Below are 25,852 nucleotides of genomic sequence, written 5' to 3'. Positions count from 1 at the left end.
GCTCGCCCGCCCGGCCATGCGGGATGGCAACAGTGCACAGGACATCGTAAAATAAGCGTTTCCTTAAATACGGAACAGCCACGATGTCCAAATCCTTTGTCCAGATCACTTCCGACGTTTCCAAAGCCCTCGGCACGCTGCGCCGGGAAATCCCCCAAACCATGACCAGTTTCGGTGCGATGGCGAAAAGCTCGCTGCAGGACGGTGCCCTCAGCGAGCTGCACAAGGAACTGATCGCCCTCGCCATCGCCGTGACCCAGCGCTGCGACGCCTGCATCGGCTTTCACGTCAAGGCCCTGATCCGCCTCGGCGCCAGCCGCGAGCAGATCATGGAAACCCTGGGCGTATGCACCTACATGGGCGGGGGCCCGGCCCTGATGTACGCCGCCGAAGCGGTGCGCGCCTACGAGGAAATGCTGCCCGGAAGCGCTTGACCCCGCTCCGGGCGGCGCACCGCACCACCCGGTATGATTTTTCGGGCGACGGCAAATAGACGTTCACATTTCCAGTGGATTCACTATAATGCCGACCTTCGAGCGGAGAGGTGGCAGAGTGGTCGAATGTACCTGACTCGAAATCAGGCGTACCGCAAGGTACCGTGGGTTCGAATCCCACCCTCTCCGCCAAATACCTGTTGAAGAAGCGTAATTAGACGCTATAATGCCGCTCCTTCGCAGTCGCAGCAAAAAGCGCCCGTAGCTCATCTGGATAGAGTACCTGGCTACGAACCAGGGGGTAGGAGGTTCGAATCCTTCCGGGCGCGCCAGACACAGCCTTCCGATATCGGGCTCTAAACGACTTCGGCAACGCGCCCGTAGCTCATCTGGATAGAGTACCTGGCTACGAACCAGGGGGTAGGAGGTTCGAATCCTTCCGGGCGCGCCAGTCTTTCCCGGCACCGGGCACTTCTTCGGAAGTGCCCGGTTTCGTTTTCAGCGCCGCATTCACCATGCCGTGCGCCTTCCCCCCGCGGCCTCCCCCGCCGGCGCCTGCGCTCTCCACTCGCCCCCGCATGCCGACACGTTCCGCCGGACCGCCAGGAGCGTAGCCCGCCAAGCCCGTTCATCGCGGATGTTTTTCATACGCCGGATCCCGATCCATGCCAGAATGATGCATCCTGGTTTATTCTTGATCCAAGACATTGCCGGAGGATTTCCGGCAGTGAGAGCTCACGACGGCTCCTGATGACATTCTGGCCATGACTGCTGTGCGCATGCTCTCCACGGTGTGGGTCATCCTCACGCTGTATGCGGTGACCACGGTCGCGCTGGCACAGCCGCGCGAGCTGCACGTCGTCACCGACGACAACTATCCGCCCTACCTGTACAAGGACGCCCGCGGCCGCGACACCGGCTACCTGGTCGAACTGTGGCAGCTCTGGGCGGCGCGCACCGGAATTCCCGTCCGCCTCACCGCCACGCGCTGGAGCGATGCCCAGAAAATGCTGCTGCGCGGCGAAGCGGATGTGATCGACATGATCTTCCACACTCCGGAGCGTGCGCCCGACTATGATTTTTCGCCCCCCTACGCCGAAGTACCGGTCGCCATCTACCGCCACGCCTCCATCGCCGGGATCACCGAGGCGCAGGCCTTGCGCGGCTTTCAGATCGGTGTACAGGCCGGCGATGCCTGCGTCGAGCATCTGAGCGCCCGGGGAATCGGCTCCCTGCAGCGCTATCCGGAATATGCATCCCTGCTCGACGCCGCCACCGCCGGCGACGTCAAGCTATTCTGCCTGGATGAATACCCGGCCGCGTTCTACCTCTACCAGCGCGGCGCGCATCTTGACTTCGTCAAGGCCTTCGAGCTGTACCGCGGCCAGTTCCGCCGCGCCGTGCGCAAAGGCGAGCACGCCACCCTCGCCCTGGTCGAACGCGGCATGGCGGCGATCAGCGCCCAGGAAAAGGCGGCGCTCGAAAAAAAATGGCTTGCGACCGCCACCGACTGGAGCCGATGGCTGAGACCGCTGGGAATCGCCGCCGCCGCCCTGTCCGGGCTGGCGCTGTTGCTGCTGCTGTGGGTGCGCTCGCTGCGCGGGCTGGTACTCCGGCGCACGCGGGATCTCGAACACGAACAAGCGCGCCTGAAGTCGGTGATCGACGCGATTCCCGATCCGGTCTGGCTGAAGGATGCCGAAGGGCGTTTCCTGGCCTGCAACCCGCGCGCCAGCGCCCTTTTCGGCCCCCGGGCAAAGGATGTCACCGGCGGCACCGATGCCAACCCCGCCGATCCCGAACAGGCCGCACGCTTTCGCCGGCACGAGCTCGCGGTACTCGCCGCAGGCCATCCGATACGTACCGTGGAGGCGCTCCATTTCGCCAGCGACGGCCACCGCGAGCGGGCGGAGACGATCCGCACGCCGATCTGCGATGCACACGGCAAGGCGGTCGGAGTGCTCGGCATCGCCCGCGACATGACCGCCTACCTCCAGGCCCAGGACGCCCTCGAGGCCAGCCTGGCACGGCTGACCGAAGCCGAACGCATCGCCCGCCTCGGACACTGGGAATTCGACACCACCACCCGCACGCTGTGCTTCAGCGACCAGGTCGAAGCCATCTACCAGCTCGACCCGAACAGCCGCACACCGCCCCTGAAAACGATTCAGGAACGCATCCACGCCGATGACCGCGAGCGCGTACGCGAGCACTTCGCGCAGAGCCTGCGCACCGCCGCAGCGCTCGCGGTGGACTACCGGATCGTGCTCCCGGACGGGGGCCTCCGCCACGTCCAGGTCCATGCCGAAGTCCACCGCAGCGACGGCGCGGGCGCACGCATGATTGGCACCGTGCAGGACATCACCGAGCAAAAAAAGCAAGCCGACGAGCTCGAGCGTTACCGCCGGCAGCTGCAGGAACTGGTGGCCGAGCGCACCGCACAGTTGCAGGCGACGACGACCGAACTCGAAAAGCTGATCGAAGAACAGGCGGCCCTGTTCGACTCCGCGCCAGTCGGCATCGTGCTGATGTGCGAGCGCAGGATCCTGCGCTGCAATCGCTATCTCGAAACGCTGCTCGGCTACGCGCCGGGAACGCTCACCGGATTGCCGACCCGGGTGTGGTATCCGGACGACGCCACCTACGAACGCGAATCCGCCCCGGCCGACGCCGCGATGTCGCGGGGCGAGCGCCACTGCCGCGAACAGCAGCTGAGGCGCCGCGACGGCAGCCTGTTCTGGGCGCGCCTGACCGGCCAGTTGCTCGACCGCGACGCACCCGAAAAGGGCGTGCTCGGAATCATCGAAGACATCGAGCAGGAACACGCCGCCGCCGAGGCGCTGCGCGAGGGCAAGGCAATGGCCGAGTCGGCCACCCGGCTGAAATCGGAATTCCTCGCCAACATGAGCCATGAAATCCGCACCCCGATGAACGCCATCCTGGGCATGACCCACCTTGCCCTGCGCACCGAACTCAGCCCCCGCCAGCACGACTATCTGAGCCGGATCCAGAGCGCGGGCCGGCATCTGCTCGAGATCATCAACGGCATCCTCGACCTGTCGAAGATCGAGGCCGGCAAGCTGGAGCTGGAGCACACCGAATTCGCCATCGACGACCTGCTCGACAAACTGGCCAGCGTGATTGCGGAAAAAGCGGCGGCCAAGGGGCTGGAGCTGGTGTTCGAAACCACCCCCGACGTGCCCCTGTGGCTGGTGGGCGACCCCCTGCGTCTGGGCCAGGTACTGATCAATTTCGCCAACAATGCAGTGAAATTCACCGAACAGGGCGAGATCGAAGTGCGCGTGGGCGTGCGCGAACGCACAGGCCCGCGCCTGCAGCTGCACTTCAGCGTGCGCGACACCGGCATCGGCATGAGCCCCGAACAGCAGGCCCGGCTGTTCCGGCCCTTCGAGCAGGGTGATGCCTCGATTACGCGCCGCTACGGCGGCACCGGGCTGGGCCTGTCGATCGCGCAACGGCTGGCACAGCGGATGGGGGGCGAGGTGGGCGTCGATAGCCGCGTCGGAGAGGGCAGCACGTTCTGGTTCACCGCCTGGGTGGACGAAGCGGAGCGCCCGCCGCGCGCCCTGTTGCCCGGCACCGAGCTGCGCGGCCGCCGGGTGCTGGTCGTCGACGACAACCACACCGCACGCCAGGTGCTGGCCCGCATGCTCGAACAACTCCATTTCCGCGTCGACTGCGCCGCCGATGGCGCCGCGGCGGTGCACGCCGTCCGCCAGGCCGATGCCGATGCAGCGCCCTTTCTCCTCGTCTGCCTCGACCAGCGGATGCCCGGCATGGACGGGCTGGAGACGGCACGCACGATCCGGGCCCAGCGCTTGCAACAAGCCCCGTACCTGATGATGGTGACCGGCTTCGGCAACGAGATCGACGAACAGACCGCCCGCGAAGCCGGCATCACCGCCATCGTCACCAAGCCGCTGACACCGTCCGATCTGTTCGACGCCATGATCCGGCTGCTGCACCGCTCCCGTCCCGGAACGGCAGCGAGGGTGGAGCATGCCGACCCCTCCGAAGCGCGATTGACGCGCTTCGACGGCACTCGGCTGCTGCTGGTGGAAGACAACGAGATCAACCGCGAAGTCGCATCCAACCTGCTCGAGGATGCCGGCTTCGCGGTCACGAGCGCGGTCGACGGCCACCAGGCCGTTGCCCTCCTGCAGGCGGGAGCGGACTTCGATGTGATCCTGATGGACATGCAGATGCCGGTGATGGACGGTCTGCAGGCTACGCGCGCGATCCGCACCCTGCCCGGCTTCGCCACCCTGCCGATCATCGCGATGACCGCCAACGCACTGACCGAAGACCGCCAGCGCTGCTTCGAAGCTGGCATGAACGACTTCGTCACCAAGCCGATCGACCCGGACCAGCTGTGGACCGCGCTGCTGCGCTGGCTTCCGGGTCGCCGATCCGCCGCGAACGCCCCGCCCTCCGCCAAGGCTTCCCCGCCGCTTCCGGCCGCGGGCCTCCTCGATCATCCGGTGGCCGGGCTCGATCCGGCGCTCGGCCTCGAACGCTGCCTGGGCCAGGCCGGCCTGTACCGCGAACTCCTCGAACAGTTCATCCGCCAGCAGCGCGGCAGCGCCGAGCAGCTGCGCCGCGCGCTCGAGGACGGCGACCACCACAGCGTGCGCCATCTCGCCCACACCCTGAAAGGCGTCGCCGCCAACCTGGGCGCGGTCGGGCTCGAGCAGCGCGCGGCGGCGCTCGAGCAAAGCCTGCGCGAGGGGCGCGATCCGGCCGCTCCCGCGCCCCTCCGGCTCCAGGTCGAGGCGCTCGGCAGTACGCTCGAGAGCCTGCTGCACGACCTCGCCGCGGCCCTTCCCCCCACCGGCCACGGCGCCCGCATTACCGTCGCGACAAATAGCGTTCGCGCACCATGCGAGGCAGCGTTTGCCGGCACGGCCGCCGATCTCGCCCCCCTCCACCGCCTGCTCGCCAGCGGCAGCCCCGCCGCACGGCAGTGGGTCGTCGACCATGCCGAGACCTTGCGTGCCGCGCTCGGCGCCGAACATGCCGCGCTCAGCCAGGCCACTCGCGATTTCGACTACGACACCGCCCTCGCCTTGCTGCACCCCCACCTGCCAGCGCAGGCTGACCACGCCGGAGACGCCCGATGAACACGGCCGATCAAACCCCCGCCTTACCGACATCGACCCTCATGGTGGTCGATGACACGCCGCTGAACCTGACGCTGATGAGCACGCTGCTCGGCAGCCGGTACCGGGTCATCGTCGCCAACAGCGGCGAGCGCGCCTTGCGCCTGCTCGAGGAGGGCCAGCACCCGGACCTGATCCTGCTCGACATCATGATGCCGGGCATGGACGGCTATGAGGTCCTGCGCCGGCTCCGCGCGACCCCGGCCACGCGCGACCTGCCGGTGATCTTCCTCAGCGCCAAATCCGAAGAAGAAGACGAAGCGCTCGGCCTCCAGCTGGGGGCGGCGGACTACATCACCAAGCCGATCAGTGCGCCGATCGTGCTCGCACGGGTGCGCACCCAGCTGCTGCTGAAAGCCTCGGCCGATTTCCTGCGCGACAAGGCGGCCTATCTCGAAGCCGAAGTGGCGCGCCGCACCCGCGAGGTCGAAGCGATCCAGGATGTCACCGTGCTGGCGATGTCCTCGATGGCCGAAACCCGCGACGACGAAACCGGCAACCACATCCTGCGCACCCAGCGCTACGTGCGGCGCCTGGCCGAACAGCTGCAGGGTCATCCGCGCTTCGCCGCCCAGCTCAACGACGACTACATCCGCCTGCTGTTCAAGTCCGCCCCGCTCCACGACATCGGCAAGGTCGGCATTCCCGACCACATCCTGCTCAAGCCCGGACGGTTGACCCCGGAAGAATTCGAGATCATGAAGACCCACACCACGATCGGCTACGAATCGATCGTCCGCGCCGAACGCGCGCTCGGCACGGAGCTCGAATTCCTCCGCCCGGCCAAGGAAATCGCCCTCTGCCACCAGGAAAAATGGGACGGCTCGGGCTACCCGCAGAGCCTCGCCGGCGACGCCATTCCGATCTCGGCACGGCTGATGGCAGTCGCCGACGTCTATGACGCATTGATCAGCAGGCGCGTCTACAAGGCGGCGATGAGCCACGAGGAGGCCGTCGCGATCATGCGCGCGGGGCGCGGCCGCCATTTCGACCCCGACGTGCTCGATGCCTTCCTCGCCATCCAGGAAGATTTCCGCGCAATCGCCGCCAGTTTCGCCGACCACGACTGAGCAAGCCCCCCGGCTCCGGCGTAGAGCCGGGGCGAACGGGCCGCGCCCGGCGTATCATCACGGCTTCATCGAACCGGGCCGCACGCGGCCACCCGCCCGGCAGCAGGCCTCCCATGATCAAGCCTTTCCCGTTTCCAACCCTGCTCCCGCTGCTGCTGCTCTACGGCCTGATGCTGCCGGTCACCGCGATGGTGCCGGTGCTGTCCGATTTCACCGTGCAGCGCTTTCCCGGCCTCGGCCAGTTCGCCAGCCATCTGTTCATGTCGGTCAACATGGTCGGCGCGCTGCTCGGCGCGCCCCTCGCCGGGCTGCTGTCCGACCGCCTGGGACGGCGCCGGACGCTGGCGGTGGCAGCGCTGGCGGCGAACGGGCTGAGCCTGCTCGGCATCGCCTGGGCCTACCGCTACGCCGACAGCTACGCCGTCCTGCTCGCGCTGCGCCTGATCGAGGGCTTCGCCCACATGTCGGCGCTGTCGCTGCTGATGGCGCTGGGAGCCGACCACGTCGGCCGGGCCGGGCTCGGCGCGCGCATGGGCGCGGTCGGCGCCTCGATCAGCCTGGGCGTGGCCAGTGGCGCACCGCTGGGCGGGGTGGTCGGCGGCATCGAGCCGCTGTGGGTGCCGCTCGGGGGCGGCCTGCTGTCACTGCTGCTCGCGGCACTGGGCTACTTCGGCCTGGCCGACACCGCCGGCGCGCGCGCGCGCCTGTCGATTGCGGACATCCTCACCACCCTGCGCGGCCGCCGGGCGCTGCTGATTCCGCTCGCCTTCTCTTTCGTCGACCGGCTGACGGTGGGCTTCATCGTGTCCACGCTGTCGCTCTACCTCGGCCTGGTGGTCGGTTTCGATGCGCGCCAGATCGGCGGCGCGATGGCGGCCTTCCTGATCCCGTTCTCGATCCTGACCTACCCCGCCGGCCGCCTGTCGCGGCACTGGGATCCGATGGCCATGATGATCGGCGGCAGCATGCTGTACGGGGTGTTCCTCGCCGTCCTCGGCGTCCTCCCGGACACATTGATCGTGCCGGCGATGGCCGCAGGCGGGCTGATCGCCGCGCTGATGTACGCCCCTTCGCTGGTGCTCGCCACCCACTACGGCGGCGACGACTGCCGCGCCAGCGCGCTGGCCGCCTTCAACATGGCCGGCTCGCTCGGCTTCGCCGCCGGGCCGCTGCTCAGCAGCGGCCTGCTGGCAGCCTTCTCGCTGTGGCTGGGCGCGCCTTATCCGGCGGTGTTCGCCGCCATCGGCGCGGTCGAGGTCGTCCTTGCCGCGGCGGTGCTGGTGCTGCTGCGCCGCAATCGCCAGCCCCGCCTGTCCCCGCTGTGCTGAACGGCGGCGTCGTTCACCCCGGCGGGAGCGGCCCGGGCGCCGGAGCGTGCGCTGCGGGCGGCGGCACGCGCATCTCCTCGCAGCCTTCACCACCATCCACCCGCGCTCGGATGAAGAGCACACCCAGACGGAATGCGGCCAGCCCGTAGGCCAGCACCCATGCGAAGCCGCTGGCCAGCTGCAGTGCCGGCGCCGGCATCCCGGGAAACCCCGCCGCCGCACGCAGCAGGGCAGCGCCCCCGATCAGCATGCCCGCCACCCCGACCCAGGGCCGCAGATCCAGTGGATAGCCTGCATGGGTGCGGCCGGCAATGCACAACACGGCGAACACCGACAGCCCCATCGCCCCCACGGTGAGCAGATGCAGGCCGGCGCTGGCGGCGACCGGCAGGCCGAGTCGCGCCACCCCGATCAGCCCGTAGCCGAGCGCCAGCAGCCAATACACCGCGTAAAGCATGAATGCCCAGCGCGTCAGCAGCGCGCGCCCGACATGCCAGTCGTTGAGCAGGTTGAACACCGCCGCTGCGGCGGCCAGCGCCACCCAGCCGGCGATCGCCGAGTGCGGCAGAGCGAATTCGGCCACGGTGTACAGCGCGATCGCGAAGATCGCCAGGTTGCGCCGCGGCGGGCGGGCACGATAGGCGGGCAGATCCTCATCGGCGACCCCCCCGCCGCTGCCGGCCGTGCGCCGCGCGCGCTCGACATCGAGGGCATCATTGACGATGCGCATCGAGATCCGGCTCATCGCGACCACGATCAGCGTCATCATCACCCCCACTGCCGCCAGCAGCCAGCGCATCGGATAAAGCCCGCGCACGACATCGAAGTGGAAACCGACCACCATCGCCACCATTGCCGCCAGTCCCCACAGAAAACCGAGCTGGCGCCGTTCCGGATCCCGCCACAGGCGGGGGGCGACCAGTCCCAGCAGGACGAGGGCAAACCCGGTTTCGAACAACGCCGCAAGCACCGGCCCTGCCACGTCCCCTGCCAGGGGCGACAGCCAGAATGCCACCCTCGCCGCACCCCACAGCAGCATGCAGAGCACTGCCACGCCGCGCCCGAAGGGCGGCGTGGCAGTGAACTCGGGCACCGCAGTCAGGACGAAGCCCGCCAGCGCCGCCAGCCCGAACCCGAACATCAGTTCATGGGCGTGCCACACCAGCGCACCGCCCACAACCGCCGGCAACGCGCCGCCCGCCCCGAGAAAGACGAGCCAGACCAGCACCAGCAACGCGCCGTACACCGCGGTGGCGAGAAAGAAGGGACGGAAACCGCACATGAAAACAGGCAGGGCGGCGAGGCGGGCGAAGGGCGAGGCGGCAGCCGCAGCGGGGCCGCGGCGACCATGGAGGCCGGCGGAGTGGGGGGGGACGGAGTTGACGGGCGCCTCGATCGTCATCGTTGATTCCTTGCTCAGATGCCGCAGCGCTTGCCTGCGGCAGCGCCATGGGGCGGCGCGGAAGGGGCGAGTACGCGCAGGTCGGAAGGAGTGAGCCCCGCATGTCCGGCCGCCGGCTCCCCGACGACACGAAGGCGCGCTCCGCCCCTTCCGCCGAGCGCGGCCAAGGCGCCCCCCGCCGCCGCCGGCAGACCGAAGCTGTCGCGCACCGCCGCCGCCTGAAGCAGCTCGGCGGTGTGACGATACACCCACGCGTCATCGCGCGCGGCGGCCGGGTGAGCAAGCTCGAAGCGCGCCACGATGCGTCCCGGCGCCGGCGCCATGACGAGAATGGCGTCCGACAGGCGGACCGCCTCCATCAGGTCGTGCGTGATCATCAGTACCCCCATCCCACGCTCGCGCTGGTGCGCCAGCAGCAGGCGGTAGAGCTCTTCCTTGAGCCCGACGTCAAGCGCCGAAAACGGTTCGTCGAGCAGCAACAGCTCGGGCGCGAGCACGAGCGCACGCGCCAGCGCGACCCGGCTCTGCATGCCGCCGGAGAGCTGGTGGGGAAACTTGTCGAGATCGTGCGGCGCGAGTCCGAGGCGCAACGCCAGCGAACGGGCCCGCCGGTGGCGTTCACCGCGCCCGATTCCGGCCGCCTTCAGGCCGAGCGCGATGTTGTCGAGCGCACTCTTCCACGGCAGCAGACGAGGCTGCTGGAACATGAAGGCAGTCGTGGCGAAGCGGTTGTCGACCTCGCCTAGCTGCACGCTCAGCAGCCCCGCGGCGAGGTGGAGCAGCGTGGTCTTGCCGCAACCCGAAGGGCCGACCAGGGCCAGCACTTCGCCGGCACGGACCTGGAAGTCGATGCCGGCGAGCACTTCGTCACGAGCAAAGGCATGGCCCAGGCCGCGGACCTCGAGCCCGCCGGAGGGGGACGCCGGGGGCCTCATGCGCCCTGCTCCCGCCAACGCTCGAGCTCACGCTTGACCGGCTCGAGCACCAGGTATTCGACCATCAGCAGCAGGCCCACCACCGCACTGATCCAGGCCATCGTCGCCGCCGTATCCAGGTGCGAGCGCGACACCGCAAGCGCGGCGCCGACGCCGTCCTGGGTGGCGAGCAGCTCGGCCATCACCACCACTTTCCACGCCGTGCCGAGGGCTGCGATCCAGGCCGGAAACAGATAGGACACCAGGTGCGGCAGATAGACGTCGGTAAACATCATGCGCCGCGGCAGGCGAAAGGCCTCGGCCATGCCGCGGAGCTGGTTGTCGAGGGTGCGCGTACCTTGCAGCGCGCCGATGAAGATCACCGGGAAGGCGGCGACGAACACGGTGAACACTGGCGTGCCATCGCTCGCGCCGAACCACAGCATCGCCAGCACCAGCCAGGCGATCGGCGGTGTCCCCATGAGCACGGTGACGAGCGGGCGCGACATCATCGACGCGGTCAGCGACAGCCCGGCGGCGAGGCCCAGCGCACTGCCGGCGACCACCGACAAGGCATAGCCGGTAAGCGCGCGGCGCGCGGTGACCGCCAGCTCAGGCCAGGCCGCGCCGCTGTCGATCAGCTGCCACAGGGTGGAAAAGGTCGCGCGCGGATCGGGCAGCACCAGCGCGCCGTACACGAGGCCGACCGCCTCCCAGGCGGCAAAGAGCAGGAACAGGCTGGCGATCGCCCCCCAGCCGCTCCACAGATAGGCGGGCAGTCCGGCGAGCCAGGCGCGCAGCAAGCTCATCGGCGCACGGCGCCGGCGTAGAAGCCGTCATCGGGCAGCTTGCCACCGATCAGCGCGGGATTTTTCGCATGCAGGTGGCCGAACATGAATTCAAGCTCGGCACGCGCGGCCGCGGCCGGCACCGCCTCGGTCTGGCTGACCGCGATCGAATCGGCCACCGCCTCGGCGCTGAGCAGGTCGATGCGCGCCGCCACCGCCTGTCCGCAGGCTGCCGCCTGCTCGCGGCACCAGGCGAGCGCGCGCGCGTATTCGGCTTCGATGCGCGCGACCACGTCGGGGCGTTCGCGCAGCGCCCCCATCACCGCGATCCCGGCCTGCGGAATGCGTGCCGCACGCGCGAACACCCGCCCCCATTCCTGCTGCAGATCGATGCTGCGGTGCAGTTCGGGCGCGACCACGTTGAGCGGGAAAGAGCCGGTCTTGCGCAGCGCCATCGACGCCGCCGGCTCGGCGAGCAGGGCGTGATCGACCTGGCGCATCACCAGCAGCTGCATCGCATCGACCGGGCTGGCGACGTAGCGCAGGCGCAGCTCCTTCTTGACGTCGATCCCCTGCTGGCCAGCCAGAAGCTGCAACACGATGTCGGGCATGTCGCCGCGGAACGGCATCGCCAGCTCCTTGCCGCGCAGGTCGGCGAGCGTCTTCAGCGCCGGATCGCGCGACACCAGCCACAGCACGCCCCAGGTCGAGACATTGAGCAGTTGCAGTTTCGCGCCGCGGTTGTAGAGGTTGGCGGCAACGTTGGTCGGCATCGCCAGCACGTCGGCGCGGCCGTCGAGGGCCATCACCCGCAGCTGATCGGGATCGCGCCAGGGCACGAACTCGACCACTTCGGCGACATCGGCGAGCGCCCCCGAATCGACCATCCGGATCAGCGGGTTCGACACTGCCGCCGACGGGCCGGCGAGGACGAGCCGGGGCAGCTTCTGCGCGTAGGCGATGCCGGTGACGAGAAGGAAGGCGCAGACGACGCCGAGATGCAATGCGACCCGCGCCCACCCTGCAAGGACTGACCGTGCATCCCGGCGCGCACGCCCGCTGGTCGGCGCGGCACGGTTCTCGCCGTGCGTGCGCTTCCCCAGGGGTGCGGCGGACCGATCGACGAAGCAGACGCCAGGAGGCGGGCTGCAGCGATCTGTTTCCATGTCTAGAAGCTCCCGTTCAGACTGAGGGCGATGCCGCGCCCGGGCGCGGCCAGTTCGTTGCCGGAAACACCATCGGTCAGGTGCTCGTGATAGCGTTTGTCGGCCAGGTTGCGGAGGGTGACGCCGACACTGGCGGCCTCGAACGCGGCCACCGGACCGAAGCGCCAGCCGAATCCGGCATCCGCGGTGACGAAACCGGCGGTGCGATCTTCGGTGCCGTTGGAAAACCGGGTGGCGACCCGGTCCTGCTCGGCCACCGCGCGCAGCTGGGCATGCCAGTAAAAACCGCGCTCGGCCGGCTGGCCGATACCCAGGGTCAGCTCAGGGGCCGGCATCTGGTACAGCGGCTCGTCGTCCTGATGGTTCTTGCCGCGCAGCCAGGTGAAGCTGCCATCGATCACGAACGCCGCCAGCGGCAGGCTGGCACTGCCTTCGAGGCCGTAGATGGTAACTTTGTCGAGGTTTTCGGTGCGCTTGAGGGGAAGCCCGGTCGCACTGTGCGTCGTCCCGGTGATCCGGCCGGCGATGTAGTCGTCGATGCGGGTATGGAAGGCGGCGAGCTGGTAGCGCAAGCGGCCTTCGCGCCCCTTCAGGCCGAGCTCGACGCTGGTCGACACTTCGGGGTCGAGCTGCGGATTGCCGACATGGTAGTAGCCGTCGCCGCGCGCCGAGTCCTCGAAACGCTCGCGCATGTCGGCTGCACGATAGGCGCGGCCGACATTGGCGTAGGCGTTGAGCGATCCGGACAACGGATGGATCGCCCCCAGCGACCACGACAGGTTGTTATCGGTGCTCTCCAGCCCGCTGGTCTGCGCCGCCGGCCCCGAACCCTTCTGCCGGGCGTCGCCGCGCACACGGTCATAGCGCGCACCGGCCACGAGCCGTGTCGCCCCGAGTTCGAACTCGTCCTGCACGAACAGCCCGGCCGATTTGATGCGCCCCTTGTCGAAAGGGTCGTTGCGCCGGTTGTTGTCGAACGCGGGCGGGTTGTTGTCGATATAGCGCTCGGGGTCGCCGCGCATGTTCCAGACATCGACACCGACCGTCAGCAGGTGGTCCGCCGCAGGGGAGAACAGGTATTTCGCCTTTGCCCCGTCGGTGACGAAAGTGACGTCGTTGCGCACGTAGTCACGCTGCTTGACCGAGGAATGGGCGCGGATCTGGCGGAAAACCTCCTGCCGATAGACCTCTGCGGACAGCTGCCCGTCGCCGACGGCGGCATCCACCCCGAGCTCGTAGAGTTCCCGGCGCTGTTCGGGCGAATGGATGGTCGCCACCCCCAGCGGCTTCGGGATCCCCGCACCGCTGCGCGCCGAGCCCGGATACCACACGTCGCGGTCGGTGTGACGCTGCAGGTTCAGGCGCACGCTGGTATCGTCGCCGAGGCGGTGGCGGTACTTCGCCAGCAGCGAACCGGAATCGTAGCCGGTACGGTGCTCGCGCCCGTCCGGGCTGCGATAGTCGTGGACATCGCGCCCCGCAGCGCCGAGTACCAGCGCATGATCGGGGTTCGAGCGCGTCAGCAGCAACGCGCCGGCCACGCTGCGGTCGACGCTGCCGACGCCGAGGCCGATCCGCCCACCCGCCCGGTCTTCGGCGCTGAAGCGCGCCGCGGGGGTGATCAGGTTCACCACTCCGCCCATCGCCCCACTGCCGTACAGTACCGAACCCGGCCCTTTGACGACTTCCGCGCGCTCGAGCAGGCCGAGATCGAGGAAGGAGGCGATCGCTCCCTGTGGCTGGGCCGAATTCACCCGCAGACCATCGACCATCACCACCACGCTCTCCTTCTTTTGCCCGCGCAGTACCGGATTCTGCCCCCAGGCGCCGTCGGACTGCACCGCCAGGCCGGGCTGGCCGCGCAGCAGATCACCGACCACCGCCCCGCTGGCACCGGGTGAAGGCAGGATTTCCACCGCCTGCGGTGTGTCCTGCGCATCCGCGGCATAGCCCTTGGCAGTCACCAGCTGGGAGTCGAGCAGCACTTCTGCATGGGCGGAATGAAAGGCGGGGGCAGCGGACAGGCCGAGAATGGCGATGACTAATGGGCGCAGGCGAAACACCATGAAAGGCTCCGAAAAGGAAATACCGGGGCTGGCTGGCGGCGGCTGGCTTGCCCTACAGGATCAGATTGTCTGGCGCAATAATACAGATAACGCGAATTGTTTTCATTTGATAAACATCAAACATTGATTTATCCCGGCGCGAGATTTCGGGACGGAAAAGACCGGCGGCAGCGTCACCGCCACGCAAGGACCTGCGCCCCCTGTCTCCCCCGGCCTCCTTCCCGGTATCCTTTCCGCCATGCGCACGCGCCCCCCACTGAAGCTCTCCCGCCTGTTCCGACCGCGTGACCCGCGTTTCTGGCTGATGATCGCCCTCAACCTGCTGTCCGCGGTCCTCGCCTGGGTGCTGCGCACGTATCCGCTGGTGCCGCTTGCCACGGCGCTGATGGCAGTGTTCGCGCTGGGCAACGCATTGCTTGGAATGCGCATCGCCTTCGATCTGCTGCGGGACAAAAGGATCGGCGCAGCGGGAGCCGCCCGGCGCGATCACGATCCCTCGTGAATCACCGGGAGCGCTCGTTTCCGCCCCACCACTGCGCCCTCCTCGGGCGCGCGCGGTTCGGGTCGCAGCCTGCGTGCTCCGCGCTTACAAAACCCCGGGACGGCCGTGGCGCTTGCAGAAGTCGTCGAGCAGCACGCTGGCCATCGCATATTTCATCGGGAACACCGGGGGCAGGTGGTCGACATGGAAAAAACGCGCGTCCTCGATTTCATCGACCGCGCAGACGATCTCTCCGCCGGCGTACTCCGCCCGGTAGCCGAGCATCAGGGCATGAGGAAAAGGCCAGGGCTGGCTGGAAACGTAGCGCAAATTCCGCACATGCAGCCCGGTTTCCTCGAAGACCTCGCGCTGGACGGCATCTTCGGCCGACTCGCCGGCATCGACGAAACCCGCCAGCGTGCTGTACAGGCCGGGAGCGAAGTGCGGCGAGCGCCCGAGCAGGATCTCCGGTCCGCGCTCGACCGCCATGATCACCACCGGCGAAACCCGCGGGAAGTGCTCGCGCGCGCAGGCGTCGTTGGTGCAGACGCGCGCGATCATGTCCGGCTTCAGAATCGTCATCGAGCCGCAGGCACCGCAGTACTGGTGGGCACGATCGAATTCGAGGAGCTCGAGGCTGCGCACCGCCCGCTCCCGCAGCGCGCGCGGTAAGGTGTCGAGCAGCCCTTTCAGGTGACGGAACTCGTGATCCCGCGGGGCTTCGGCCTCGCGGGCGACCTCGGCGACGAAGCACGCCTCGCCCGGCCCGCCTCCGGTCGGGATCACGCGCAGCGGCGCGACGGCGGCCAGATAGTCGCGCCACACCGACGGCGGCCCGCCGGCCGCGTCCACCAGCAACTGATTGCCCCGAAAGATCAGGCAGTCGGCGCCGGCGCCGAGGGCTGCCGAAAGAAAGGTCGAATGATCGTCGCGCATGTTTTTGGCCCAGCAGGCACGGTGCCGGCGAAACCGGCCCGGATGCCGCGACATCGGCTGCGCTGCGGTGGAAAACCCCTGAAGCGCAAGACATAATGTGCGACTCGACTGTCGTGCCCGGGACGGGACTCGAACCCGTAAGCCATGCGGCGGTGGATTTTAAGTCGTGAGACACATTCAGCAATGGCACGGCTTTTATGGCGAAATTTGATTTTTTGGGACAATGTTGGGACACTTCGGACTATTGTAACCGTAGGAAGTGCCCGTGGCGACCATCACGAAGCGCGGAGACCTGCAATGGCAGGCCAAGATACGCCGGAAAGGCTACCCGCCGCAGTCCCGCACCTTTGAAACCAAGGCCGACGCCGAAGTCTGGGCACGCGACATCGAGCGTGAGATGGATCGCGGGATTTTTGTCGACCGAGGCGAAGCCGAGTCCACCACGCTCTATGACGCCCTGGAACGCTACCGGCGTGAAGTGACCCCCCGGAAGAAGGGCGCCGATACCGAGACGGGCCGCATCCGACGCTGGCAGGCGCACACGCTGTCGAAATCGACCCTCGCCCGCATCCGGGGTAAAGACCTTGCGAAGTTCCGCGACGACCGCCGCGCCGAGGGCCGCGCCGAAAACACGATCCGCCTCGACCTTGCCCTGCTCTCATCTCTCTACGAGACTGCGCGGAAGGAGTGGGGGATGGAGGCGCTCCATAACCCTGTCAGGATGATCAAGGCGCCGGGGGGCAGCAATAAGCGCGAGCGCCGCCTGTCACCGGAAGAAGAAAAGTGGCTTTTGTCTGGTATCGAGGCCGCCATGCCCCGCACACCGACGATCCGCGCCCTGGTCCAGTTAGCGCTGGAAACCGGCATGAGACAGTCCGAAATCCTCGGCATCGAATGGGACGACGTAGACCTCAAGCGGAAGTTCGTCCGCCTGCCCGACACGAAAAGCGGCGATCCACGCGATGTGCCGCTATCGCCCGTTGCTCTCGATGTGCTGCAAGCCATGCCACGCTCTATCTCTGGCGGGAGAATGTTTGCCCTCAGCCAAGACCAGCTAATCCGCGGGTTCCGGGCCGCCCGCAAGAAAGGACGTGAACTCTACGAGTCTGATACTGGCGAGAAGCCGCCAGCCGGGCTGCTGGATAATCTCAGATTCCATGACCTACGCCACGAAGCCGCGAGCCGATGGGCGGCTGTTCTTGCGGCCCAGGAACTGGCAAAAATGTTTGGATGGAAAACTTTGCAGATGGCGCTGCGCTATTACCATCCGACCGGAGAAAGCCTCGCGGAGAAGCTGGCGCGGGCGCACCTGACGGCGCTGCTGTGATAGCTAGATAGCTAGCTTTGCTTGGGATGGGCCAGAAACGACAAACCCGCCAGTAGGCGGGTTTGTCGAGAATTGGGGTGGCCCTGCATAACAGGGCCAGAACGAACCTAGTGTCATCACCAGTATGGTGGCTGGGAGAGGACTGAGCCTAGGGCTGCGAACCAAGTATAGCAGCACTGTCCGATGATTCAAAGTGACGAAGAATGAACTGGAATGACCTAGAGAAGCACTTTTCACCTGCTCGGTTGGGCCGTTACCGTGCAGCGCGAGGTGGTGATGCAACGAAGGCTGCGGCGGACTACTCCAGCAATGTCTTGCTGTCCGAAGCGATGGTGCCGATGCTCAATGTCTTGGAGATCGCCTTGCGCAACGGCATCCATGCTCGTCTGAGCAAGCTCTATGGCAGGGCTGATCCGAAGACATGAACCGCAGACGCCGGACAAGGTAGGGGTATGACCGGGATGAAGGGAAAAACTGTACATATCCGCCGCAAACCGTTGTTTTGCAACAAAAGATTTTGGCTCCTGCGGCGCCGGGATGAAGCCAATATTAGGACTTTCGAGCTGTAAGCGTATGTTTTAAATGTTTAATTATGGTGCGGTGGGCGTTGCGGCTTTCTCGCCGACTCCCGCGACGTGGTCCTGTTTGCCGCTTTGTTTCCGGCGGCTGCCATGACGTAGAAGCTGTGCATGCATGTCCGCAATCACTTTTTCCTGTATGGATAAGGACGCCCGGGCGGCCCCAAGCTCGATTTCCAGGGCTTGACGACGTTCGGCCTGTTCGGCGAGCGTAGCTTCGACCACACTCTTGCCGCGCAGCAGATCCTCGATCTGCAGTTCCCGCTCCGCCAGGCGTTGGCCCAGCGCCTCGACGCGTTGCCCGGTTTCCTTGGCCACCGACAATTCGTCTCGGAGCGATCGCGCCTCCGTCTGAGTCTGGTGAAGCTGCGCATGGGCCTGCGACAACTCGGCCGCCAGGCGGGCGTTGTCCCGGCTGATCCCGGTCAGTTGATCCTGTTTGGTTCCGAGCGTCTGATTCAGTTGCCTCAGTTCGGCCTGCAGGTGCTGGGTCTGCTGCTCATGCTGGCGCTGCTCCTGATCGCGCTGTTCCTTGGCCGCCTGCCGAAAATGGTCCAGGGCTTCGCGGGCGTGACGGTGTTTGTCCTCCAGTGATTGCCGGTGCTGTTCGCCTTGCGCCAGTTGTGACTGCAGATCGGCAACCTGTTGCGCGGCCTGCGCGCGCTGCACGGTCTCCTGTTGCAGCGTGAGTGCCGTCTGGCGATGACGGTCACTCTCCTCGCTCAACAGGGATTCGGTATGCTGCAACTGGGTCTTGAGTGCTTCACCCTCTTGGCGCTGCTGCCGGAGCGCGTCCTTGAGTTGGGCAATTTCGCCGGTATAGCGGGTTTTTGCCTCCGCGATCCGGGCATCGGCCTCTTCGTGCAAGCGGCCGGCCAGCCTGCCGACGAGGTCCTGGATTGCCTCGCTCACGGCAACCTGTGTGCCGCCGGTTCCGCCCTCTTCCTCTTCGATCTCCTTTAAGTAGCGGTGAATCGTTGCCTTTGAGCCGGTATTGCCGAGTTCGACCCGAATGGCGTCGATCGATGGGTGTCGCCCCTGCGCGCGCAACGCGTCACGTGCCCGCACCACCTCGGACTTGTAGATCCCGCTTCTGGCCATCGCGACACCCCTGATTTTTACGTACTGTATTACATGGTACGCCTGTACATACTATTGTCAATGATCGTACGCGTATGAAAATGCATATTACGACACGGGATAATCGCGGATTATCACGCCTGTTGGCCACGTTCTGGGGCAAGAACGAGATTTTCGGTACAACTGCACCGGGAATGCGGTCAGTTCCGGGTCTGTTGCCAGGATCTTGCCTAGAGGTCCGCTGTTCCCGGCCCCGCGCGGCTGGCGAGCAAGGGTGGAGAGGCCGAATCAAATGCCCTCGTCCGAAGTCCCACGCAGGGCACGGTTTGGGCGCGGGCCTCGAGGCCCCTCCAAGATGGCAACGATGTCCTGTCGGCCCAAATTTTTTGCGAGCCAGAGCTCGTCGTGTCCGTCCGCATCGATTTGGTTCCGCTTCGCACCGCCGATCAGGAGATGCCGGACAACTGCTGTGTGCCCCTTGTAGACGGCCCAGAACAAGGGCCACTCCCCGTCCTCGTTCCGCACGTCTGGATTGGCGCCACGGCCGATCAGGAATGAAACGATGTCCGCATGGCCGTTGAAAGCGGCCCAGAAGAGCGGCGTCCATCCCCGACGATCGGGCAGGTCGACTGATGCGCCGTGCGCCAACAGGCCGTCAATAACGGCCCACCGACGGTGATATGCCGCCAGGAAGATCAAGCTGCACCCCTCGGTATCTTGCCAATCGGCGGGAAGTCCGTCCTCCAGCCATCTCAGCACTTCCGGGATCTTGCCCTGGCGAACCGCGTCGAGCAGTTCCGGGGCCACTCGATCGCGCCAGGCTTCGTGATGGACGTCGTCATGCATCGTCTTGGTCCTGACGAGGCGAACCCGGACCCTTGGGGCGTTGATCCGTCGCAACAATCCCTGGCGTCCCGCGCGACAGGCGCATCAATTGAAGTCCTTCTCGTCAGATGTTGATGAGCTGCGCTTCGGGATCGGTGCGTTGCAGTCCTTGAAGTTCACATACACCTTGTCACCGACCTGCAATTGCGCATCGGCAGGCAACTTTGCGGCGCGCGCGTACGGGTGGCCATTGCGCAGAAACGCAACCATCACGTACGGCTTGTCGCCTTCCGCGTCGGACGCCTCGGCCCTGCAGTCATAGAACGAAGGCCGCTTCAAGCTATTCGCCGGACCGATTTCGACAACAGTTCCTTTGCGCCACCCATCGTCCTGCGCGTATTTCCCTTCGAACACGGTGGGGCTCGCACAGCCGCCCAGTCCACCGACGGCAACGGCAACCATTCCTGCCACAAGAGTTTTCATTGGGTCACCTCTGGGTTACATGAGTTGGCCGCCCGCAGCGACGTGCTGCGGGCAAGCGGACGACGTCACTTCAGCGTGAAGCGCGCCGTGGTGGAGGGCTTGCCCGGCAGCGTGACGACGGCCACCAACTTGGTGCCGGCGCCCACCTTGAAGCTTCCCTTGGACTCCAACCGGTCGCCGGCAGGCTTGAGTTCGACTTCCTGTTTGTCGGTGCCGGACAGGAGCGTGAGCTTGGCGCTGCCGTTGGTCACATCAACCGGTTTGCCGTGATCGCGCAGGTGCAGCTGGATGACGTCCGGCTTGGCGACGAGTTCGAGGTCGACATCCTTGACCTCGACCACCAGGCCGCCGTGCATGGACTCATGTTCGTGCGCGTGGTCGTGCTTGTCCGCCGCGAAGGCAGGACCGACGGCCACCAGGGCGGCAAGCGTGATGAGCTTCGAGAGTTTCATGTTTTCTCCTTTCAGGATTCGATTGTGTAAGCGGATCAGCGTCAGAACGCTTCGGCATTGCGGTCGTTGAGCAGGCGCTCGACGTCGCGGCGGCCGAAAAGCCAGAACATCGCCGGGGTGAGGAAGGTATCGAGGAGCGTCGAGCTGATGAGCCCCGAGAAGATCACCACCGCGACCGGGTGCAGGATCTCGGTACCCGGGCGTTCGGCCTCGAACAGCAGCGGTGCCAGCGCAAAGGCCGTCACCAGCGCCGTCATCAGCACCGGCGATAGCCGTTCCAGCGAGCCGCGCAGGATCATCTGGTGATCGAAGCTCTCGCCTTCGATGCGCATCAGATTGATGTAGTGGCTGACCTTCAGGATTCCATTACGCACCGAGATGCCGGCGAGCGTGATGAAGCCGATGAGCGCCGCGACCGACAAGGGCTGGCCGGAGATCCACAGGCCGATCACTGCGCCCACCAGCGCGAGCGGAATGTTGGCCATGATCAGCGCCGAGAGACGCACCGACTTGTAGCGGCTGTAGAGCACGACGAACATCAGCACGAGCGACACGATCGACAGCAGCCCCACGAGACGCGACGCTTCTTCCTGTGCCTGGAACTGCCCACCGAGCGTGATGAAGTAGCCTTCGGGCAGTTTCATGTCGGCCACCGCCGCGCGGATGTCCTCGACGATTTCCGAGAGCGGGCGTTGCTGCGCATTGGCCGACAGCACGATGCGGCGCTTGCCGTCGTCGCGGCTGACCTGGTTCGGCCCGTCACCATCCTCGATCGACGCGAGTTTCGACAACGGGACGTGGCCGGTGGGCGTTTCGATGAGGATCTGCGCGAGCCCCTCGACCGAACGCGCCGATTCGGGCAGGCGCACGACCAGCGCGAAACGCCTTCCACCTTCGACGATCTGGGTGACTTTCTCGCCCTCGACGAGGTTCTGCAGCGCGGCCAGGATCTGCGGTGCCGGCACGCCATAGCGGGCCGCTGCGGCATAGTCGATGCGCACCTTGATCTGCGGCGCGAGCACTTGCTTCTCGATTTCCAGATCCGCGAGTCCGGGGATGCCGGCCAGCCGCGCCCGCAGCGCATCGGCCTGCCCCCGCAGCGTGTCGAGATCCTCGCCGAAGATCTTGATCGCGATCTGCGAACGCACGCCCGAGAGCATGTGGTCGATGCGGTGTGAGATCGGCTGGCCGATCGCGATCGCAGCGGGCAGGTTCACGAGCCGGGCGCGGATGTCGGCGGCGATCTCCCCCATCGAACGGGTGAGTTCTGACGCCGGCTTGAGCCCGACATCGAGCTCGCTGACGTGCACGCCTTCAGCATGTTCATCGAGTTCCGCACGTCCGCTGCGACGACCAACGTGCGTGACCTCCGGCACCTGTTTCACCAGCACCTCCGCCTGTTGCGCAAGCGCGGTGGACTCGGCGAGCGTCACCCCCGGGTTGAGCCGCATGCCGATCAGCAGGGTGCCTTCGTTGAAGGGCGGCAGAAACGTGGTCGGAAAGAAGGGCACGGCGGCGGCCGCGACGATCACCGCGACTGTGCCGGCGAACACGGCCGCCCTGGGCCGCTCGAGGACGGCCTGCAGACCGTTGCGATAGCGCGCCTTGAGCCAGGCAAGTACGCGCGTGTCGCCATGGTCGAGGGACTTCATGCGCGGCAGCAGATAGAAGGACAGGACCGGGGTCACCGTTACCGAAACGACCAGCGATGCCAACGTCGAGACGATGAATGCCACGCCGAGCGGCACGAACAGCCGCCCCTCCATCCCGGGCAGCGCGAACAACGGCAGGAACACCAGCACGATGATGATCGTCGCGTAGAGGATGGCCGAGCGCACCTCCATCGTTGCATGAGCCACGAGTTCGATCGGGTGCAGGCGATGGTCATGATGCTTCGCGCGATCCTCCTTCAGCCGGCGCAACACGTTCTCGACGCCCACCACCGCGTCGTCGACCAGGCCGCCGATCGCAATCGCCAGCCCCCGAGCGTCATCGTGTTGATCGACAGACCGAAATACTTGAACACCAGCGCCGTCATGAAGATCGACACCGGGATCGCGGTGAGCGCGATCACCGTCGGGCGCAGCGTGCCGAGGAAGAAGAACAGGATCGCCGCGACGAACACCGAGGCGCCAATCAGCTTGCCCTGCAGCGTGCCGATCGAGGCCTCGATGAAGCTCGCCTGCCGGAACGTAACCTGCGGCGCTTCCATGCCGGCGGGCAGCGATTTCTTCATCTCGTCGAGCGCGGCCTCGATCGAGCGGGTGAGGTGAATGGTGTCCGCGGTCGGCTGCTTCTGGATACCGAGAATGACTGCCGGTTTGCCCTCGAAACCCGCATCGCCGCGGCGCAGCGCCGGTGCGAACGTCACGGAGGCAATCTGGCGCAGCAGGATCGGCTGACCGTCGCGTGCCGTGATCGCGAGATTCTTCAGATCCTCCAGGCTCGAGGTGCGTCCGAGGTTGCGGATCAGGTATTCACGCCCGGTGAGTTCGAGGAAGCCGCCCGAGGTGTTCGACGAAAAGCCGCGGATCGCCGCTTCCATCTGTTCCAGCGAAATGCCGAGTTCCGCCATGCGCCGCGTATCTGGCTGCACCTGGAACTGCCGCACTTCTCCGCCGATCGGGATGACCTGCGCAATACCGGGGATGGCCATGAGACGCGGACGCAGCACCCAGTCAGCGTATTCGCGCACCTGCATCGGCGAGATCTTAGCGGTATCGATCGGGATCGCGATCTGCATGATCTCGCCCATCACGGAGCTAATCGGCCCCATGCGCGGAATCACGTCCGCCGGCAGGCCTTCCTCCATCGCCGACAGGCGCTCCGACACCATCTGCCGGGCGCGGAAAATCTCCGTGCTCCACTCGAAGGTCACATAGACGAAGGACAGCCCCGCGCTGGAGATGGAGCGCACCGACTCCACCCCGGGTAGCCCGTTCATTGTCGTTTCGAGCGGGAAGGTGATGAGCTGTTCGACCTCCTCCGCCGCCATGCCGCCGGATTCGGTCATGATCGTGACCGTCGGCTTGTTGAGGTCCGGGAACACGTCCACGGGCGTGCGTGTGAGCGTGAACGCGCCGTAGGCCATCAGCACCAGGCTGGCGATGATCACCAGCAGCCGGTTGCCCAGACTGTTGTCGAGTAGCCATTTGAACATCGGTCAGGCTCCCCGTCAGCGGATCTGGTTGATCAGGGTTGCCGCGTTCGTGGCGACACGCTCCCCGGCCGCGAGGCCCGACGTCACGGCGACGTTCGCCCCATCGAGCGGGGCGATGGTGACGGTGCGCGGCTCGAAGCGTTCCGGCGCGGTCTTGACCCACACGATGATCTGGTTCGCCGGGTTCTTCAGCACCGATCCTGCAGGGACGCTCACGCCCTGCAGCGTGCTGCGCGTCTGCACGAACACCTCGACCGGTTGCCCGACAGCGAAACGCGCCAGGGAATCGCCCGCGGCACCGAAAGCGAGCGGCAGCGCCTGCTCGCGCAGACTGCGCGCCGCGCCGAGGAAGTCGAGCCTCACTCGTTGCTCGCCCACCGCAACGCTCGCGCCGGCCACATCGATGGCGGTGTCGGCATCGTAGGCCAGCGCCTCGACGCGCAGGCGCTTCGGATCGACGATTTCAAACACCAGTTCGCGCGCATCGACGACCTGACCGGCGACGGCGTTGCTCGACGCGATGACGCCCGCGACGGGCGCCACGAGCGCATCGCGATTGCTGAGCCCCGCACCCACCGCCGTCGCGCGGGCCGCGAGACTCGTGAGTTCGCTCTCGGCCGCTTCGATCTCCTTGCGCGGCACCGTGTCGGCGAGCTCCTTCAGCCGCGCCACGCGCTTCTCCGCGAGCACTTTGGCGGCCTGCAACTCGGCGAGCTGCGCCATCTGGTTCGAGCGTTCGATCTGCCCCGCCGACGGCACGACATACGCCAGCACCTCGCCCTTCTTCACGGTCTGCCCGACTCCGGGCAAGCCGCGCGGCCCGGCTTCGAGGCGGCCGGCGACCAGCGCCTGCACTTTTCCGCCCGCGTTGGGGTCCATCACCACTTTGCCGGCGAGCGCCACGGTGCGGGGCAGCTCCCCCGCTTCCGTGACCAGCGTGCGCACGCCGATCTGCCGTTGTGCCGGCTTGGGCAGGAATACGCTGCCGTCGGGCAAGCGTCGCGGACCGTTGCCGCCGACGGGCGCGGAGCCTTCGTCGCCGTGATCGTGCCCGTCGCCAGCGAATGCGTTCCACGATGCACTTGCCGTAACGAGGCACAGCATGACCAGCAGGATTCCCGGTTTCATGCGACACCTCCGGCCGAACGGTTGCGGGCGTTTCCCTTGCGCAGCGCGGCCCAGCCGACCAGTCCGATCACGAGAACGCCGGCGCCGAGCCATCCTGCGTAAGATTGCAAGCCTGGCCCGGCCGATTCGTCGTGCACCTCGGCGGCTTGTTCGTGCAGATCCAGCTCGCCCGCAAGAAGGTCCGCGTCTTGTCCGGCAACGACGGTGGCGGTCACGGAGACGACCCCCGGCTTGAGTGCTTCCTGCAGCGTGGCTTCGAATTCGCCCTCGGCATGGGGCTCGACGGAAATCGCCTTGCCGTCGAGTTGCAGCTCCAGCGTTGCGTCCTTGACCGGGCTGTTGTCAGCGAAGCGGTCGAGATAGAGCGTGATGTGCTTGCCGTCGACCACGCCGACCAGCTCAAAGAGCTCCGAAACGGCGGTGAATCGCGGCAGCATCGGCCCGGCCACGGGTGCCGGGGCGTCGCCGTGGTCGTGGCCTTCACCGGCCAGGGCCTGGGGCGTGACACCCGCAAGGACGGCGGCAAGGCTCCACGCCGCCAGGGTAAGGGAAGCTTTCATGTTCGGGTTCCTGGTGTTCATTCGGGAAGAAGGCCCATGGCCTGCCGCAGCGCGGACACGGCCGCGGCCAGTTCGATGCGGGTGCGCGCCACCTGGCGCTCGGCTTCCGTGGCTTCGAGTTCGATGCGCAGGCGGGTCGGTAGATCGGTTTCGCCGAGGCGGAACGCCTTCTGGAAGAAGCCGCGCGACTCGCGGGCCAACTGCGCGCGCTGTTCGGCGGAGGCGACCAGGGTGCGCGCCGATTCGACGCGGACGCGCGCCGTATCCACTTCGGCCGTCAGGCGTTCGCGTTCCAGCCTCAGCTGGGTTTCGGCTTCGATCGCCTCGGCGCTGGCGCTGGCAACACGGGCGCGGTTGCGGGAGTCGGATCCGAAGGGAATGCGTACGCCGATCGTCACCGTCTGTTGCCAGGATTCGCCGGATGCACCGCGCTCACGCGTCGTCGCCAGGTTCAGCTCGGGATTGGCGCGCCCCTGAATCCCGGCGAGAGTCAT

General features: G+C 66.6%; 21 protein-coding genes, 3 tRNA genes and 1 pseudogene. 11 read left to right on the top strand and 14 right to left on the bottom strand.

The features are described from left to right. Positions 1 to 83 precede the first annotated feature (83 nt). From Tchl_RS12430 to Tchl_RS12400, 7 genes are all read left to right on the top strand, one after another. Entirely contained in the window at positions 84 to 434 is a 351-nt protein-coding gene (locus tag Tchl_RS12430) for a carboxymuconolactone decarboxylase family protein (protein ID WP_075148680.1), read from the top strand. Positions 435 to 538: 104 nt separating this feature from the next. Beyond that, a tRNA-Ser gene (locus Tchl_RS12425) sits at positions 539 to 626 on the top strand. Between the two features lie 63 nt (positions 627 to 689). After that, positions 690 to 766: transfer RNA gene (locus tag Tchl_RS12420), tRNA-Arg, on the top strand. Between the two features lie 42 nt (positions 767 to 808). Beyond that, a tRNA-Arg gene (locus Tchl_RS12415) sits at positions 809 to 885 on the top strand. 313 nt (positions 886 to 1,198) lie between these two features. Next, positions 1,199 to 5,575 carry a response regulator gene (locus tag Tchl_RS12410; protein WP_083945229.1) on the top strand — a complete coding sequence of 1,459 codons (4,377 nt, stop codon included), beginning with the start codon at positions 1,199 to 1,201 and terminating at the stop codon, positions 5,573 to 5,575. Continuing rightward, on the top strand, positions 5,572 to 6,684 hold the full coding sequence (locus Tchl_RS12405) for a response regulator (RefSeq protein WP_075148678.1): 1,113 nt from the start codon (positions 5,572 to 5,574) through the stop codon (positions 6,682 to 6,684). The genes Tchl_RS12410 and Tchl_RS12405 overlap by 4 nt, the downstream gene beginning before the upstream one ends. Positions 6,685 to 6,797: 113 nt before the next feature. After that, complete coding sequence (locus Tchl_RS12400) at positions 6,798 to 8,012, top strand: MFS transporter (RefSeq protein WP_075148677.1); 1,215 nt, start codon at positions 6,798 to 6,800, stop codon at positions 8,010 to 8,012. A gap of 13 nt (positions 8,013 to 8,025) precedes the next feature. On the opposite strand, the gene Tchl_RS12395 is transcribed toward Tchl_RS12400, so the two are convergent. The 5 genes from Tchl_RS12395 to Tchl_RS12375 are packed head-to-tail and all read right to left on the bottom strand — an operon-like array spanning position 8,026 to position 14,348. Further along, positions 8,026 to 9,414 (bottom strand): NnrS family protein, encoded by a 1,389-nt coding sequence (locus tag Tchl_RS12395; RefSeq protein ID WP_232311581.1) that lies wholly within the window; start codon positions 9,412 to 9,414, stop codon positions 8,026 to 8,028. A 14-nt stretch (positions 9,415 to 9,428) separates the two neighbouring features. Further along, positions 9,429 to 10,349 (bottom strand): ABC transporter ATP-binding protein, encoded by a 921-nt coding sequence (locus Tchl_RS12390; RefSeq protein ID WP_075148676.1) that lies wholly within the window; start codon positions 10,347 to 10,349, stop codon positions 9,429 to 9,431. Further along, a complete protein-coding gene (locus Tchl_RS12385) occupies positions 10,346 to 11,137 on the bottom strand; it encodes an ABC transporter permease (RefSeq protein ID WP_075148675.1) in 792 nt (263 codons plus the stop codon). The genes Tchl_RS12390 and Tchl_RS12385 overlap by 4 nt, the downstream gene beginning before the upstream one ends. After that, positions 11,134 to 12,282, bottom strand: a complete 1,149-nt coding sequence (locus tag Tchl_RS12380; RefSeq protein ID WP_083945228.1) for an ABC transporter substrate-binding protein — start codon at positions 12,280 to 12,282, stop codon at positions 11,134 to 11,136. Before Tchl_RS12380 ends, Tchl_RS12385 begins: the two co-directional genes overlap by 4 nt. 2 nt (positions 12,283 to 12,284) lie before the next feature. Beyond that, complete coding sequence (locus Tchl_RS12375; protein WP_075148673.1) at positions 12,285 to 14,348, bottom strand: TonB-dependent receptor; 2,064 nt, start codon at positions 14,346 to 14,348, stop codon at positions 12,285 to 12,287. On the opposite strand from Tchl_RS12375, the gene Tchl_RS18280 reads away from it, so the two are divergent. Together Tchl_RS18280 and Tchl_RS12370 are read left to right on the top strand one after the other, a co-directional pair. Continuing rightward, complete coding sequence (locus Tchl_RS18280; protein ID WP_268810538.1) at positions 14,347 to 14,475, top strand: hypothetical protein; 129 nt, start codon at positions 14,347 to 14,349, stop codon at positions 14,473 to 14,475. The genes Tchl_RS12375 and Tchl_RS18280 overlap by 2 nt on opposite strands. A gap of 177 nt (positions 14,476 to 14,652) precedes the next feature. Then, entirely contained in the window at positions 14,653 to 14,850 is a 198-nt protein-coding gene (locus Tchl_RS12370) for a hypothetical protein (protein ID WP_232311580.1), read from the top strand. An 84-nt stretch (positions 14,851 to 14,934) separates the two neighbouring features. On the opposite strand, the gene nudC is transcribed toward Tchl_RS12370, so the two are convergent. After that, positions 14,935 to 15,765 (bottom strand): NAD(+) diphosphatase, encoded by an 831-nt coding sequence (gene nudC, locus Tchl_RS12365; RefSeq protein WP_075149714.1) that lies wholly within the window; start codon positions 15,763 to 15,765, stop codon positions 14,935 to 14,937. 265 nt (positions 15,766 to 16,030) lie between these two features. On the opposite strand from nudC, the gene Tchl_RS12360 reads away from it, so the two are divergent. After that, complete coding sequence (locus tag Tchl_RS12360) at positions 16,031 to 17,092, top strand: tyrosine-type recombinase/integrase (RefSeq protein ID WP_075148671.1); 1,062 nt, start codon at positions 16,031 to 16,033, stop codon at positions 17,090 to 17,092. A gap of 203 nt (positions 17,093 to 17,295) precedes the next feature. After that, entirely contained in the window at positions 17,296 to 17,517 is a 222-nt protein-coding gene (locus Tchl_RS12355) for a hypothetical protein (RefSeq protein ID WP_198158949.1), read from the top strand. A 165-nt stretch (positions 17,518 to 17,682) separates the two neighbouring features. On the opposite strand, the gene Tchl_RS12350 is transcribed toward Tchl_RS12355, so the two are convergent. The 8 genes and pseudogenes from Tchl_RS12350 to Tchl_RS18400 all read right to left on the bottom strand — a co-directional run bounded on the left by Tchl_RS12350 (position 17,683) and on the right by Tchl_RS18400 (position 25,852). Continuing rightward, entirely contained in the window at positions 17,683 to 18,771 is a 1,089-nt protein-coding gene (locus tag Tchl_RS12350; RefSeq protein ID WP_012585352.1) for a DNA-binding protein, read from the bottom strand. Between the two features lie 267 nt (positions 18,772 to 19,038). Then, the gene (locus Tchl_RS12345) at positions 19,039 to 19,596 is read right to left on the bottom strand and encodes an ankyrin repeat domain-containing protein (RefSeq protein ID WP_004355824.1); all 558 of its coding nucleotides are present in this window, start codon (positions 19,594 to 19,596) and stop codon (positions 19,039 to 19,041) included. An 84-nt stretch (positions 19,597 to 19,680) separates the two neighbouring features. After that, positions 19,681 to 20,058 carry a hypothetical protein gene (locus Tchl_RS12340; protein WP_012585353.1) on the bottom strand — a complete coding sequence of 126 codons (378 nt, stop codon included), beginning with the start codon at positions 20,056 to 20,058 and terminating at the stop codon, positions 19,681 to 19,683. Positions 20,059 to 20,123: 65 nt separating this feature from the next. Continuing rightward, entirely contained in the window at positions 20,124 to 20,510 is a 387-nt protein-coding gene (locus tag Tchl_RS12335) for a hypothetical protein (RefSeq protein ID WP_004355830.1), read from the bottom strand. 41 nt (positions 20,511 to 20,551) lie between these two features. After that, positions 20,552 to 23,670, bottom strand: a pseudogene (locus Tchl_RS12330) (efflux RND transporter permease subunit). A 15-nt stretch (positions 23,671 to 23,685) separates the two neighbouring features. Next, positions 23,686 to 24,798, bottom strand: coding sequence for an efflux RND transporter periplasmic adaptor subunit (locus Tchl_RS12325; protein ID WP_004355834.1), 1,113 nt, complete (start codon positions 24,796 to 24,798; stop codon positions 23,686 to 23,688). Beyond that, positions 24,795 to 25,358, bottom strand: coding sequence for a hypothetical protein (locus tag Tchl_RS12320; protein ID WP_004355836.1), 564 nt, complete (start codon positions 25,356 to 25,358; stop codon positions 24,795 to 24,797). The genes Tchl_RS12325 and Tchl_RS12320 overlap by 4 nt, the downstream gene beginning before the upstream one ends. A gap of 17 nt (positions 25,359 to 25,375) precedes the next feature. Next, a complete protein-coding gene (locus tag Tchl_RS18400; RefSeq protein WP_408646105.1) occupies positions 25,376 to 25,852 on the bottom strand; it encodes a TolC family protein in 477 nt (158 codons plus the stop codon).

Source organism: Thauera chlorobenzoica (assembly GCF_001922305.1).
Taxonomy (GTDB): Bacteria; Pseudomonadota; Gammaproteobacteria; order Burkholderiales; family Rhodocyclaceae; genus Thauera; species Thauera chlorobenzoica.
Note: the sequence above shows the minus strand (reverse complement) of the source record. Positions and strands in the feature narration are given on the sequence as shown.